The sequence below is a fragment of the Hoeflea marina genome, assembly GCF_003182275.1.
GTDB classification, from domain to species: Bacteria; Pseudomonadota; Alphaproteobacteria; order Rhizobiales; family Rhizobiaceae; genus Hoeflea; species Hoeflea marina.
The window spans coordinates 737,961-751,966 of record NZ_QGTR01000003.1 but is presented as its reverse complement, the minus strand read 5'-3'; the positions used below and the strand labels follow the sequence as shown (position 1 = coordinate 751,966).

Annotated in this window: 10 protein-coding genes; 3 read left to right on the top strand and 7 right to left on the bottom strand. The window is 68.0% G+C overall.

The genetic code is table 11. The annotated features are described in order from the left end of the window. Nucleotides 1–64 precede the first annotated feature (64 nt). Together DFR52_RS14745 and DFR52_RS14740 are read left to right on the top strand one after the other, a co-directional pair. The gene (locus DFR52_RS14745; RefSeq protein ID WP_110032888.1) at nt 65–2,068 is read left to right on the top strand and encodes a hydantoinase/oxoprolinase N-terminal domain-containing protein; all 2,004 of its coding nucleotides are present in this window, start codon (nt 65–67) and stop codon (nt 2,066–2,068) included. A 114-nt stretch (nt 2,069–2,182) separates the two neighbouring features. Beyond that, nucleotides 2,183–4,345: a malate synthase G gene (locus DFR52_RS14740; RefSeq protein WP_110032703.1), complete on the top strand. Its 2,163-nt coding sequence runs from the start codon at nt 2,183–2,185 to the stop codon at nt 4,343–4,345. Nucleotides 4,346–4,531: 186 nt separating this feature from the next. Here the strand turns inward: DFR52_RS14740 and DFR52_RS14735 are convergent, their stop codons facing one another. Continuing rightward, the gene (locus DFR52_RS14735; protein WP_110032702.1) at nt 4,532–5,188 is read right to left on the bottom strand and encodes a L,D-transpeptidase; all 657 of its coding nucleotides are present in this window, start codon (nt 5,186–5,188) and stop codon (nt 4,532–4,534) included. A 206-nt stretch (nt 5,189–5,394) separates the two neighbouring features. Between DFR52_RS14735 and DFR52_RS14730 the strand changes: the two genes are divergently transcribed. Continuing rightward, complete coding sequence (locus tag DFR52_RS14730) at nt 5,395–5,877, top strand: MmcB family DNA repair protein (protein ID WP_110032701.1); 483 nt, start codon at nt 5,395–5,397, stop codon at nt 5,875–5,877. 9 nt (nt 5,878–5,886) lie between these two features. Here DFR52_RS14730 and DFR52_RS14725 read toward each other — a convergent pair whose 3' ends face one another. The 6 genes from DFR52_RS14725 to DFR52_RS14700 form a co-directional block, all read right to left on the bottom strand. Continuing rightward, on the bottom strand, nt 5,887–6,453 hold the full coding sequence (locus DFR52_RS14725) for an ActR/PrrA/RegA family redox response regulator transcription factor (protein ID WP_110032700.1): 567 nt from the start codon (nt 6,451–6,453) through the stop codon (nt 5,887–5,889). Nucleotides 6,454–6,509: 56 nt separating this feature from the next. After that, complete coding sequence (locus DFR52_RS14720) at nt 6,510–7,847, bottom strand: ActS/PrrB/RegB family redox-sensitive histidine kinase (RefSeq protein ID WP_110032699.1); 1,338 nt, start codon at nt 7,845–7,847, stop codon at nt 6,510–6,512. A gap of 86 nt (nt 7,848–7,933) precedes the next feature. Then, nucleotides 7,934–10,399, bottom strand: a complete 2,466-nt coding sequence (gene hrpB, locus DFR52_RS14715; RefSeq protein ID WP_110032698.1) for an ATP-dependent helicase HrpB — start codon at nt 10,397–10,399, stop codon at nt 7,934–7,936. Then, complete coding sequence (locus tag DFR52_RS14710) at nt 10,399–11,046, bottom strand: ATP-binding cassette domain-containing protein (RefSeq protein ID WP_110032697.1); 648 nt, start codon at nt 11,044–11,046, stop codon at nt 10,399–10,401. Before DFR52_RS14710 ends, hrpB begins: the two co-directional genes overlap by 1 nt. 11 nt (nt 11,047–11,057) lie before the next feature. Further along, on the bottom strand, nt 11,058–12,806 hold the full coding sequence (locus tag DFR52_RS14705; RefSeq protein WP_425351190.1) for an ABC transporter permease: 1,749 nt from the start codon (nt 12,804–12,806) through the stop codon (nt 11,058–11,060). Beyond that, the gene (locus DFR52_RS14700) at nt 12,776–13,948 is read right to left on the bottom strand and encodes an ABC transporter substrate-binding protein (protein ID WP_425351198.1); all 1,173 of its coding nucleotides are present in this window, start codon (nt 13,946–13,948) and stop codon (nt 12,776–12,778) included. Before DFR52_RS14700 ends, DFR52_RS14705 begins: the two co-directional genes overlap by 31 nt. Nucleotides 13,949–14,006: the final 58 nt, after the last annotated feature.

Sequence of the window (14,006 nt, the reverse complement as noted above, 5' to 3'; positions counted from 1 at the left end):
GCAATAGAACAGGGACAGGCAGCCGGCCGGTTTGGGCGGGGTCAACCAGGCGAGGCAGCGGCAAGTGGCATCTCAGATATTGTTGGGCATTGATACCGGCGGCACCTACACCGACGCGGTGCTTTTCAGCGAAACCGACGGCATCCTTGCCACAGCCAAGGCGTTGACGACCCGGCATGATCTCGCCATCGGCATTTCCGGAGCTGTCGACGCGGTGCTGGCCGAGACCGGCGGCGACGCCGGCCGCATCTCGCTGGTATCGCTGTCCACGACGCTTGCCACCAATGCGCTGGTCGAGGGCCAGGGCAGCCGGGTGGCTCTCATCATGATAGGCTTCGGACCCGCCGATCTGGCCCGCAGCGGCCTCGCCGAGGCGCTGGGCGGCGATCCCGTCCTGTATCTCGCGGGAGGTCATGACGTCCATGGCCGCGAGACGCCGCTCGATCTCGCCCCGCTGGCCGCGCGGCTTGCCGATCTACCCAATGAAGTCTCCGCAGTGGCCGTCGCCGGCTATTTCGCGGTCCGCAATCCGGCGCATGAACTGGCCGTTCGCGACCTGGTGCGCGAGGCCACCGGCCTGCCCGTCACCTGCAGCCACGAGCTCACATCGAAGCTCGGCGGGCCGCGCCGTGCCCTGACGACGCTGCTCAATGCCCGGCTGATCTCGATGATCTCGCGGCTCATCCGCGCCACCGGGACTTTCCTCGCCACCCGCGCCATCTCGGCGCCGCTGATGGTGGTGCGCGGCGACGGTGCGCTGATCTCGGCTGAGGAGGCCCTGATCCGGCCCATCGAGACGATCCTGTCGGGTCCGGCGGCGAGCCTCGTCGGCGCCCGCCATCTCACTGGCCTCGACGCGGCGGTGATTTCCGATATCGGCGGCACCACCACCGATGTGGCCGTGCTCGAGAACGGCCGTCCGCGCCTCGATGAGGAGGGCGCGGTGGTAGGGTCCTACCGCACCATGGTCGAAGCGGTGGCGATGCACACATTCGGTCTGGGCGGCGATTCCGAGGTGAGACTCGACGAGGGCGGCTTGAAGCCGGGCCTCATTCTCGGACCGCGCCGGCTGATGCCTCTCAGTCTCGCCGCCCACATGCATCCCGAGCCGGTCCTGGCGGCGCTGGAGCGGCAGTTGCGGCAGCCGTATCCGGGCCGGGCGGAAGGGCGGTTCGCGGTCAGCACCGGCCTGCCCGATGCGCTTGCCGCGGGATTGACCAGCCAGGAACTGGCGCTTTACGAGCGCATGAGCGCGGTGCCGCAGCCGCTTGACACCCTGCTCACCAGCACCTCGCAGCGAGCCACGCTGGATCGTCTGGTGGGCCGCGGCCTGGTGCAGATCGCCGGCTTCACGCCGTCCGACGCCATGCATGTGCTCGGCCGCCAGGGCCAGTGGAACAGCCAGGCGGCCTGCATCGGCGCCGAGCTGTTCGCCCGGCGCAAGGACGGTGCCGGCCGGGCGCTGGCCGACGGCGCCCATTCGATCGCCGACATGGTGTCGGCGCGCATGACCCGGCAGAGCTGCGAGGCCATCCTGACGGCGCTGGTTGCCGAGGACGGAATCACCGGCGTCGACCCGGCCGGCTCTTCGCTGGTCGATCGCGCCCTGAGACGGGAATCGGGCTTCATCCGCTTCCGGCTGGAACTCGACCGCCCGCTGGTGGCGCTCGGCGCGTCGGCGCAGGTGCACTATCCGGCGATCGCCGCCATGATCGGGGCCGAGAGCGTCATCCCGCTGCACGCCGGCGTTGCCAACGCGCTGGGTGCGGTGGTCGGGCAGGTGCGCGAGAGCGTCACAGTGTTCGTCACCGAGCTGGAGGACGGCTTGTTTGCCGTCAATGGCGGCGGCGAGAGCCACCGCCTGGTCCGGCGCGACGACGCCTTTGAACTGGCGCGCGACATCGGCGACCGCGCAGCCCTTGCTCTGGCCCTGCGGAGCGGCGCCGAATCACCTGTGATCCAGCGCAGCCAGACCATCCTGGCACCGGTGATCGAGGGACTGGAAAAGCTTGTCGAGGCCCGCTTTGTCGCCACCGCCAGCGGCCGCCCGCGCATTGCCGCGGGCTGATTTGTTCCAATCGGGGACAAGTGCTTGGCATCTTCGATGAATTGACACAAAAGCCCGGCGCGGGCAGGGTCGGGCCCTGCCGCCCCGACCATTCATGAACGACGGAGATTGCGCGTGACCACGATCGAAAAAAACGGACTTGTCTGGGACCGCGGGCTCCATGATTTTCTGGTGGAGGAAGCCCTCCCCGGCACCGGCGCCGATGCCGGAACATTCTTCAGCGGATTCGCCGACCTGGTTCACGAGCTGGGGCCGCGCAACCGGGCGCTGCTGGCCAAGCGTGACGATCTGCAGGCCGAGATCGATGCCTGGTATCGCAAGAACGGCGCACCGGTCGACATGGCTGTCTACCGGACCTTCCTCACCGGCATCGGCTATCTGCTGCCCGAGGGTGGACCGGTCTCGGTCTCGACAGAAAATGTCGATCCGGAGATCGCCGGCGTCGCCGGGCCGCAGCTCGTCGTGCCGGTGATGAATGCGCGCTATGCGCTCAACGCCGCCAACGCGCGCTGGGGTTCGCTCTATGATGCGCTCTACGGCACGGATGCCATTTCCGAGGACGACGGTGCCGAGCGCGGCGGCGGCTACAATCCGGCGCGCGGCGCCCGCGTGATCGCCTGGGCCCGCAAGTTCCTCGACCAGTCCGCCCCGCTGGCCACCGCCAGCTGGGCCGATGCCACCGGTCTGGCCGTCTCCGGGACCGGACTTGCCGTGTCGACCCGGGCCGGTGCGGTCGCGCTGGCCGACCAGACGCAGTTCGTCGGCTACGAGGGCGAAGCTGCCGCACCATCTGCGGTGATCCTGGCCCGCAACGGTCTCCACACCCGGATCGTTATCGACCGGTCCAGCACCATCGGCGCCTCGGACGCTGCCGGCATTTCGGATCTCGTTCTCGAATCGGCGCTGACCACCATCATGGACTGCGAGGATTCTGTGGCCGCCGTCGATGCCGCCGACAAGCTGGTCATCTACCGCAACTGGCTCGGCCTGATGAAGGGCAACCTCAAGGAAACCGTGACCAAGGGCGGCCGGAGCTTCGACCGCGCGCTCAATCCCGACCTGCAGTTCCTCGACGCCCGGGGCAACCCTGCAAGCCTGCCCGGCCGCTCGCTGATGCTGATCCGCAATGTCGGACACCTCATGACCAATCCGGCGATCCATGACCGCGATGGCCACGAGGTGCCGGAAGGCATGATGGATGCAATGATCACCGGTCTGATCGCGCTGCACGACATCGGCGCCGGGGGACGGCACATGAACTCGCGCGCCGGCTCGATGTATGTGGTGAAGCCGAAGATGCACGGCCCCGAGGAAGTCGCCTTCGCCGCCGAGATCTTCGGCCGCGTCGAGCAGGCCGTCGGCATGGCCCCCAACACGATCAAGATGGGCATCATGGACGAGGAGCGCCGGACGACGATCAATCTGAAGGAATGCATCCGCGCGGCAGCAAGCCGCGTCGTCTTCATCAACACAGGCTTTCTCGACCGCACCGGCGACGAGATCCACACCTCGATGGAGGCTGGCCCGATGATCCGCAAGGGCGACATGAAGCAGGCCGCCTGGATCTCGGCCTACGAGAACTGGAATGTCGACATCGGCCTGGAATGCGGTCTCGCCGGGCACGCCCAGATCGGCAAGGGCATGTGGGCCATGCCAGACCTGATGGCGGCGATGCTGGAACAGAAGATCGGCCATCCGAAGGCCGGCGCCAACACAGCCTGGGTGCCGTCGCCGACGGCGGCGACGCTGCACGCCACCCATTATCACCAGATCGATGTCGCCGAAGTGCAGGCGGCTTTGCGCGGTCGCGGCCGCGCCAGCCTCGACGACATTCTTTCGGTGCCGGTGGCCAGCAGGCCGAACTGGACAGCCGAGGAGATCCAGCACGAGCTCGACAACAATGCGCAGGGCATCCTGGGCTATGTCGTGCGTTGGGTCGATCAGGGCGTCGGCTGCTCCAAGGTGCCCGACATCAACAATGTCGGGCTCATGGAAGACCGTGCCACCCTCAGGATCTCGGCCCAGCACATGGCCAACTGGCTCCACCACAAGGTGGTCTCCGAAGTCCAGATCGTCGAGACGATGAAGCGGATGGCCGCGGTCGTCGACGGACAGAATGCCGGCGATCCCGCCTACACCCCGATGGCGCCGGACTACGAGCATTCCATCGCCTTCCAGGCCGCGCTGGAACTGGTGCTTGACGGCCGCAACCAGCCCAATGGCTACACGGAGCCGGTGCTTCACCGCCGCCGCCAGGAGCTCAAGGCACGCGGCTGAGCTCCGGGGCAATTCTGCGGAACGCCGCCCTCGCTTCGTCGCCGCGCAAGGCGCCGGATCGATGACTTCGGGCGCTTCTGCAGTCTGCGAGCAGGAAAAGCGCGATGGCGCAACGACAAAGACCCGCCGCTGCTTGGCAGTGGCGGGTCTTTCAATTGTGCTGCCGGAGCCGGCAGCGCGTCAGGATCACTGCTTGACGATGACCTTGGCCGACTTGCCGGGACGGACCCTGTCGTAGAGATCGATGATGTCCTGGTTCATCAGCCGGATGCAGCCGGACGAGGCGGCGGTGCCGATCGAGGCCCATTCCGGCGTTCCGTGGAGCCGGAACAATGTGTCCTCGCCGTCCTGGTTGAACAGGTAGAGCGCGCGGGCGCCGAGCGGGTTCTGGAGGCCGGGCTTCATGCCCTCGTCGCCGTATTTCGCCAGGTCCGGGCGGCGACCGATCATTTCCTGCGGCGGGGTCCATTTGGGCCAGGCCTGCTTCCAGGCGATATAGGCTTCGCCTTCCCAGGCAAATCCCGCCTTGCCGACGCCGATGCCGTAGCGCATCGCCCTGTTGCCCGGCATGACCAGATACAGGAACCGGTTGGGTGTATCGACGATCAGCGTGCCCGGCTTTTCCTTCGTGTTGTAATTGACCGTCTGGCGATGGAAGCGCTTGTCGAGCTTGGCGATCGGAACGGCCGGGACGGAATAGGCGGCATCCTTGACGGCGCCGTATTCGGAAGTGAAGATTTCAAGCGATGAACCGGATGCGCCGTTCTCGGTGCTGGTTGAACAGCCGGCGAGCGCCAAGGTGGCGGCCAGTCCAAATGCGGCAAGGGCAGAACGAAGGGTCATTTACATCTCTATGTGGCGAGGGAGGCCAGCTGCTCGTTGATTCGGCGCCTGGGACGTTGCTTTATTTTGAATAATGGGGCGGAGCGCAAGGGCCATGCCCCCAGTCCGTGCCGCCTCGCCATTGCAATAATTGCGCCAATTGCTTTTCTGCAACAAACCGGCGCCGCCGCATTGCGGATGGCCGGACATGATGGCAGGCTTGGCGGATGCCGATCATTTCGCCGCACAACGACCAGCCCCTCCTCGACGGTCGGCAATCCGCGCGTGCGCTGATGGTGCGCCGCGGGGTGCAGCGGCTCCTCATCGACATGCGCCACGCGGTGTTGCCGGAACTGTCGCTGACGTCGGGACGTCGCGCCGACCTGATCACGCTCAGCGAACGGGGCGACATCTGGATTGTCGAGATCAAGTCATCGATCGAGGATTTCCGGGTCGACAGCAAGTGGCCGGAATACCGACTGCATTGCGACCGGCTGTTCTTCGCCACCCACGCCGCGGTGCCGGTATCGATCTTTCCGGAGGATTGCGGGCTGATCGTCGCCGATGCCTACAGTGGCCACCTGCTGCGCGACGCGCCCGAGCACCGGTTGTCCGCGCCCGCCCGCAAGGCGCTGACGCAACGCTTCGCGCGTGTGGCCGCCGAACGCTTGCTCCATGCCGAACTGGCCGCCGCCGGTCACCGGTTCTGAGCGGCGCCGTCAGCGCGGCGCGCGCTTGGCCAGGATGCGCTGCAGCGTCCGGCGGTGCATGTTGAGCCGGCGCGCCGTTTCCGAAACATTGCGCTCGCACATCTCGTAGACCCGCTGGATGTGCTCCCAGCGGACCCGGTCCGCCGACATCGGGTTCTCGGGCACTTCGGCCCTTTCGCCGGGCTTGCGGGTCAGCGCCGCGAACACCTCGTCGGCGTCGGCGGGCTTGGCGAGGTAGTCGATGGCGCCGAGCTTCACCGCCGTGACAGCGGTTGCGATGTTGCCATAGCCGGTCAGCACGATCATGCGGGTGTTGTCACCCTTTTCCTGGATGGCCTCGATGACGTCGAGGCCGTTGCCGTCGCCGAGCCGCATGTCGACCACCGCGTATTGCGGCGGCTTCGCGCGCACCTTGGCGAGCCCTTCCGCCACCGATTCGGCGATCTCGACGCTGAAGCCGCGGGTCTCCATGGCGCGCGCGAGGCGGCGCAGGAATGGGCCGTCGTCGTCAACCAGCAGCAACGTGGTGCCGGGTTCGACTTTTTCGGTTTCGTCTGCTGCGCCAAGTTCGGTCATGATACTCACCTTATCTGCAATGTATGGCGCGCGCACCGGCCCTGTTCAACCCTGAATTATCGCCTTTGCGGATCAAGCCTGCCATTGGCGGCGTTGTCGGCGATGTCCATCTTATCCCGCGGCCAGCTGACGCAGACGCGCGCGCCGGGCGGCGCGGCGTTGTTGGAGAAGGTCAGCGTGGCGCCGGAGCGCTCGAGCAGCGTCTTGGCGATGAACAGGCCGAGGCCCAATCCGCCCGCCTGCTCGCGATTGGTCCGGTTCTTGCGGTTCATGAACGGAACCCCGATCTGCGCCAGGACGTCCGGGGCGAATCCCGGCCCGTCGTCGATGAAGGTGATCTCCACCTTCTCCCGATCCTGCACGACTTCGACGATGACCCTGTTGGCCGCGAAATCCACCGCATTCTCGATCAGGTTGCCGAGCCCGAACAGAATGCCGGGATTGCGCCGGCCGGCCGGTTCGGGCGAGCCGTCGTCGCTGGTCACGACATCGATGCCGATTCCGAATTCCCGGTGCGGCGCCACGACCTCCTCGACCAGCGAATGCAGCGGCAGCCAGCGCATGTGGTCCTCGTCGGCGGCCGACAGGCTGGTCAGTCGCCGCAGGATGTCGCGGCAGCGTTCGCTCTGGCTGCGCAGCAACTGCACGTCCTCGGCATAGCGCGGGTCCCGTCCGAGCGCCTTTTCCATTTCACGCGCCACCACCGAGATCGTGGCCAGCGGCGTGCCGAGCTCGTGCGCGGCCGCCGCGGCCAGGCCGTCGAGCGCGGAGAGGTGCTGTTCGCGCTGCAGCACCAGTTCCGTCGCCGCCAGCGCGTCGGCGAGCTGATTGGCCTCCACAGAGACCTGGTAGGCATAGAAGGCGGCGAAGGCGGTGGTCGAGACGATGGCGATCCAGATGCCCGCAATCAGCAGGAACGGCATGGTGAAGGCATTGTCGGGGTGCCACGGCAGCGGCAGCGAGAAGAACGCCAGCAACGTCACCGCCGTCACCGACAGGGCGCCAAGCCCCAGGGTGTAGGGAACCGGTTGCGAGGCCGAGGAGATGATCACCGGAACGCAGATCAGCACCGAGAACGGATTGGACAGTCCGCCGGTCATGAACAGCAGGCCCGAAAGCTGCAGCACGTCGAAGGACAGCACCGCCATCGCCGCCAGCGGCGGCAGGCGGTGGGCGGCGGGAAAGCGCACGGTCAGAAAGATGTTGAGCCAGGCCGAACAGGCGATCAGCACGAAGCAGAAAGCCACCGGCATCGGAAAGCTGTAGCCCTGGGAAATGATCAGCACGGCCGCGCTCTGCCCGAAGACCGCCAGCCAGCGCAGCCGCGTCAGGGTCTGTAGCCGCAGCCGGTGCCGCATGGCGTGATCGTCAAGTAGGGTCGGAAATGTCGTCATGGTGGGTTGGTTCTAGCCCAGTTTGCCGGCTGGGGAAATGCGCCCGCCCCGGAGTTTCGGCCGGGGTCGTGCCGGATTGCGGCGGTTCAGGTCCCGCGAGGCTTGACCCGCCGCGTCGGAGCCGCCGCTGCCGGGTCCTCGGGCCAGGGATGGCGCGGATAGCGGCCGCGCATGTCGGCGCGGACATCCAGCCACGATCCGCTCCAGAAGCCGGGCAGGTCGCGGGTGGTTTGCAGCGGCCTCTGCGCCGGCGACAGCAGTTCCAGCAGCAGCGGCGTCGCGCCGCCGGCGATGGCGGGATGCCGGGTCTCGCCGAACAGCTCCTGCACCCGCACCGCCAGCACCGGTTCGGCGCCGTCGTAGCGGATCGGGATGCGGGATCCGGTCGGCGCCTCGTAATGGGTCGGCGCCAGCCGGTCGAGGTCGCGCAGGTTCTGGTGGCCGGCGAGCGTCTTCAGGCCCTCCATCAGGGTTGCCGGGTCGATGGCCCTGAAGGACAGGACATGGGCCTGGAACGGCGTGAACCACTCTTCGAGCCGGGCAAGCAGAGCTGCGTCGGAGGTGTCCGGCCACGGCGCGCCCAGGCTCCGATGCAGGAAGCCGATCCGCTCGCGCAGTTGCGTGGCGGCGGCGGAGAACGGCAGCGCCGCCGGCCCGAGCCGGCGCACGCCCTCGGCCAGGGCGGCCGCGGCCGCGATCGGATCGGGCTTCGATCTCGGCACCTCCGAGAGCGCGATGGCGCCGAGCCGGGTCACAAGGCGTGCCCGCACCGTGCGGCTTTCGGTGTCGAAGACGCAGGACTCGCCGACCGTCGACCGCTGCTTCAGGACGGCCTCGAGGGCGCTGCCCCCGAGTTCGGCGGCGGCGAGAATGCGCGCGCCCGAGGCCTTGCCGCTCAGATCGGCGACCACCAGAAATTCGGCGCCCGCAAGGCGTTCCGTCTCGTCGAGGACGCAGCCGCGCCCGTTGGCCATGACAAATCGTCCGCGACCGCCGCGTTGCCTGGCGATCCGGTCCGGAAACGCCTCGACCAGGTGCGGTGCGGCCAGGCCGCCGCCCGGGTCCGCGGCCCCGCCGCCCGCGCTCCGCGTCAGCCGCCGCGCCAGGTCGCGGGAGGCCTTTGCCCGCGGGCTGTGATCGCGGTGGAAATTCACCAGTCGGCTGTCGAGATCGACGGACGACCCGCCGAGGCCCTGTTCGGTCAGCAGCACCGAGAGAGCCGCGGCGGTCGCGGTGTCGCCCCCTGCCGCGGCCGCGATCACCATGGCGGCCAGGCGCGGCGGCAGCGACAGCGCCCGCATCGACCGGCCCCTGGGCAGAAGCGCGCCGGACGCATCGAGGGCACCGAGCTCCACCAGCAGGGCCCGGGCCTCGGCGACGGCTGCCGCCGGCGGCGGATCGAGAAACCGCAACCGGCCCGGCTCCGCCACGCCCCAGGCGGCGCAGTCGAGCACAAGCGATGACAGGTCGCTGGCGAGAATCTGCGGTTGCGCATAGGCCTCCAGCGCCGCGGTCTGGCCGGTGTGCCAGAGGCGAACGGCGATCCCGGGCTCGGTGCGGCCGGCGCGGCCGGCGCGCTGGTCGGCGCTGGCGCGGGAGGCGCGCGCGGTTTCGAGCCGCGTGATCCCGGTTGAGGGTTCGAAAACGGGCTGCCGGACAAGGCCGGAATCGATGACGATGCGCACCCCGTCGATGGTGATCGAGCTTTCCGCCACCGGGGTTGCCAGCACCACCTTGCGTCGTCCGGGATCGGGCGGCCGGATTGCCGCGTCCTGCTCCGCCGCCGACAGCGCGCCATAAAGCGGCATGACATCGGTGTTTGCTCCGAGGCCGCTTCCCAGCCGTTCGGCGACGCGCAGGATCTCGCCCTGGCCCGGCAGGAAGGCCAGGATCGAGCCCTGGTCGGACCCGTGCAGCCGTTCGATGGCCCGGACCATCCCCGCTTCGATCCGCTCGCCTGCCGGGCGGTCCATGTGCCGGATCTCCACGGCATGGCTGCGGCCCTCGCTGCGAATGGCGGTGGCCGGTTCGAGCAGCGCGGTGACCCGGTCGATGTCCAGTGTCGCCGACATCACCAGGATGCGCAGCGTCTCGCGCAGTCCGGACTGGATGTCGAGCGCCAGCGCCAGTCCGAAATCGGCCTCGAGGGCCCGCTCGTGGAACTCGTCGAAGATCACGCAGTCGATGCCGGCGAGTTCCGGATCCTCCAGTGCCATGCGGGTGAAGACGCCCTCGGTCACCACCTCGATCCGCGTGCCGCGCGACACCCTGGTGTCGAGCCGCATCCGGTAGCCGACGGTCAAGCCGACCTCCTCGCCCAGCATCGAAGCCATGCGGCGGGCGGCGGCGCGGGCGGCAAGCCGGCGGGGCTCGATCAGGATGATGCGCCCTCTGCACCACCCCTCCTCGAGCAGCGCCAACGGCACCAGCGTCGTCTTTCCGGCACCCGGCGGGGCGGCCAGCACCGCGTTCGGGACGGCGCGCAGCGCCGCCAGCAGATCCCCGAGCACGGCGTGGACCGGCAGATTCGCATGCTGGTCGGTGACGGCCATCAGCTGTCACCGACCCTATGAACCCGGCCATTGGCCGCCGCGGCGTCCGCCTCGTCATGGGTGACGAGCACAACCGGCAGGCCCGCCTGGCGGGCCGTGGCGAACAGCATCTGCCGCGTCTGCTCGCGCAGATGGGCGTCGAGCTTGGAAAACGGCTCGTCGAGCAGCAGCAGCCGCGGCCTGGACATCAGCACCCTTTGCAGTGCCACGCGGGCCTTCTGGCCGCCCGACAGGGTGTCGGGATCTGCATCGCCGAACCCCTCCAGACCGGCATCGGCGAGGGCCGCCTCGGCCATGCGCCTGCGGTCCCGGCGCGATCCCGAATGCTGCGGGATGGCGATGGCGATGTTGCCGGCGACGTCGAGATGCGGAAACAGCAGCGGGTCCTGGAAGAGAATTCCCGCGTGGCGATCCTCGGCGGCGAGACCGGTCAGGTCGGATCCGTCGATCCGCACCGACCCCTCGGCCTCGAAGGCCGGGTCGAGGAAGCCGCCGATATAGGCGAGCAGCGTCGACTTTCCCGAGCCGGACGGACCCATGACGGTCAACACCTCGCCGCGGCCGACCTGCGCGTCGAGCGCGATCAGCCGACGGCCGCCCAGCCGGATGGTGATGCCGTCGAGTGCAAGTCCCTCTGTCTTCGTCATGTCGATCCTGCTCAAAGGCGCAGTCCGCGCCGGTGGCGGAATAGCAAGTTCGGGACCGCGGTGGCAATTGCAAAGGCCAGGAAGGGCAGCACCGTCTGCAGAAAGCCGTAGACGCCGATGACGCGGCCGTTGCCGCCGGCGGCCAGTGCCACCGCCTCGCTGGTCACGGTGGTGAGCCGGCCTGCGCCGATCAGCACGGTGGGCAGGTACTGGCCGACCGAGACGGCGAACCCCACCGCCGCTGCCGTCAGGATGGCGCGCGCCAGCATCGGCAGCCTGACCCGCATCAGCGCCCGGGTCCTGCTCATGCCGAGGCCGGCGGCAATGGCATCGTAGCGCCGGTCATGGGCGCGCCAGGGGTCGCTGAGGGACAGGAACACATAGGGCAGCACGAACACCAGATGCGCCAGGACCAGGCTGGCGGCGGTGCCTTCGACGCCGGCGGCGATTGCCAGCACCTGCAGCCCGAACATGAACGAGATCTGCGGCACGATCAGCGGCAGATAGATCAGCATCAGCGATCGCCCGCCCTGCCCGCGCCCCGTTTCCAGCTCCCGTTCCAGGCACAGGATGGTCAGCACCACGGCAATCGCGGTCGAGATGCCAGCAACCCAGAGCGTGGTCACGAGCGGATCCAATATGCGCGGCAAGGCCGCCGACCACCTGTCGAGGGTGAAGGCCGATGGCAACGCCTTCGGGAATTGCCAGAGGCCGGCCAGCGACCAGAGGCCGAGCATGGCAATGCCGCCGAACACCATGAGGGCCGACAGCGCCATCGCCGCCAGGGCGGCGTGACGCGCTGGCCGGTCATGGCGGAACCGCAGGCCGCGCCCGCTCGGGAGCGAAACGAGGAGGCCGCCGATCCTCTCGATGCCGAGCCAGCCAAGCAGTGCGGCGAAGGTGGCCACGAGCTGCAGCAGCGCGCCGGCGGATGCGAGATACCGGGTCTGCAGTTCGGGATCGTTCATCCATTCGATGAGCCGCACCGGTAGCGTCGGCGGCAGTTGCGGGCCGAGAATGACGGCGACATCGACGACCGAGGTGGCATAGGCAAGCACCGCGAACACCGCCAGCCGCATCTGGGCATAGATCTGGGGCCAGAGGAGGAAGATGAAGCTCGCCACCCGGCCGTAGCCGAGGCAGCGCCCGAGCTGCAGCGTCTCCTTGTGCCGGAGCTGCGGCAAGGCGGCCATCATGACCAGGAAGAGGAAAGGGATTTCCTTTATGACCAGCCCGGCGACCATGGTGATCGCCATCGGGTCATGGACGATCAGCACGTCGGGCGGCCGGTCCAGGCCTGTGAGCCAGGGCGAGACCAGCCGCATCATGAGGCCGGACGGTGCGACCAGGAAGGCGAAGCCGAAGGCGGCCGCCGCATGCGGCACGGCGAGCAGGGGCGAGATCAGCCGCCGCATGCGCAGGAAGAGCGGACTGTCGAGATGGCCCGCCGCGAAGGCGACGACGCAGAGCAGCGCCAGCAGCGTCGTCACCAGTCCGGCCAGGATGCTGGTTGCCGCCGAGCGGACGATGCCCGGCGTACCGGCCAGCAGATGGAAGGCATCGAGACTGAAGCGGGTGCCGCCGAGGCTGGGCAGATAGCCGAATGCCGGCAGCAGCGTTCCGGCAAGGCCGAAGGCAAGCGGCCCGACGAGAACCAGCAGGGTCAGCGGCGGAGCGATGCGCGCCAGGCGCATGCCGCCGACCCTCTCCGGCACGCCGCCGGCCGGGCTCAGTTGGCGACGCCGTAGCGCTTGCGCCATTCGCCTTCGATCCGCTCCATCCAGTCCGGATGCGGCTCGTCCAGCGCCGGTCCGAGCTTGTCCGGGGTCAGCGTCGCGACGCCGAGGTCCAGCGCCTCGAAGGCGGCGCGGTCCGACGGGTCGAGCTTCGACAGCGACAGCACGGTCGGGTCACCCCACACGGCCGGATCCTGCTTTCGGGCCTGGGCCTCTGGCGAGATCAGGAAATTTGCCAGCACCAGGGCTCCCGCCTTGGCCTTCGCGTTGTAGGGAATGGCGACGAAATGGGTGTTGGCAAGCGTGCCGCCCGAGAAGGTGAAGGAGCGCACCGTGTCGGGCAGTTCGCCCGTCTTGATCGCCGCGGATGCCTCGGACGGATTGAAGGCGAAGATGATGTCGAGCTCGCCGTCGGCAAGCTTCTGCTTCATGTCCGGATAATTCTGCGGATAGGCCTTGCCGCCGCGCCACAGCAGCGGGTGCAGACTGTCGAGATAGGCAAACAGCGGGGCGACGTCGGCCTCAAAGGTGGCATCATCGACGGGCTTGGTCAGCTTGGACTTGTCGACGATCACTTCCGACAGCACCTGCTTGAGGAACGACGAGCCGATGAAGTCCGGCGGCTGCGGATAGGAGAACCGGCCCGGATTGCGTTCGGCCCAGGCCAGCAGTTCGGAGGCGGAGTCGGGCATCGTGTCCTCGGGCGTCCGCGCCGAATCGTGAAAGAACACCAGCTTGGCCCCGCCCCACGGGCTTTCCAGTCCGTCGGTGGGAATGGTGAAGTCGGTCAGGATGGTCGGCATCGATTCATAGTCGACAAAGGCCCAGTTCGGCAGCGCCGTCGTCCAGTCCGGCGAGAACAAGAGTTCCTGCTGCTTCATCGAGGCGAAATTCTCTCCGTTGATCCAGATGAGATCGACGGATCCGCCGTCATCCCGGCCCGCCGCCTTTTCGGCGACGACCTTGGCCACCGCATTGGCCGTGTCGTCGAGCTTGACATGGACGACGGTGACGCCGAACTGCTCCTTCAGCCGCTGGCCGGCCCAGTCGATATAGGCGTTGATGTTCTCCGAACCGCCCCAGGCATTGAAATAGACCGTCTCGCCCTTCGCCTGATCCAGCACGGATTGCCAGTCGCTCGGATTCGGATCGGCGGCGCGCGCCATCGGCGCCAGGGAAAGGCCGGCGGCAGCGATTGCCCCCATGGTCAGTAACAAGCCGCGC

Coding starts and splice junctions, on each gene's coding strand:
- DFR52_RS14700 (WP_425351198.1), bottom strand. CDS start 13,948: ATGGCGCGCGCCGCCGATCCGAATCCGAGCGACTGGCAATCCGTGCTG.
- DFR52_RS14725 (WP_110032700.1), bottom strand. CDS start 6,453: ATGACCGAACTTGGCGCAGCAGACGAAACCGAAAAAGTCGAACCCGGC.
- hrpB (WP_110032698.1), bottom strand. CDS start 10,399: ATGGCCGTCACCGACCAGCATGCGAATCTGCCGGTCCACGCCGTGCTC.
- DFR52_RS14730 (WP_110032701.1), top strand. CDS start 5,395: ATGCCGATCATTTCGCCGCACAACGACCAGCCCCTCCTCGACGGTCGG.
- DFR52_RS14705 (WP_425351190.1), bottom strand. CDS start 12,806: ATGGCGCAAGCGCTACGGCGTCGCCAACTGAGCCCGGCCGGCGGCGTG.
- DFR52_RS14710 (WP_110032697.1), bottom strand. CDS start 11,046: ATGACGAAGACAGAGGGACTTGCACTCGACGGCATCACCATCCGGCTG.
- DFR52_RS14735 (WP_110032702.1), bottom strand. CDS start 5,188: ATGACCCTTCGTTCTGCCCTTGCCGCATTTGGACTGGCCGCCACCTTG.
- DFR52_RS14720 (WP_110032699.1), bottom strand. CDS start 7,847: ATGACGACATTTCCGACCCTACTTGACGATCACGCCATGCGGCACCGG.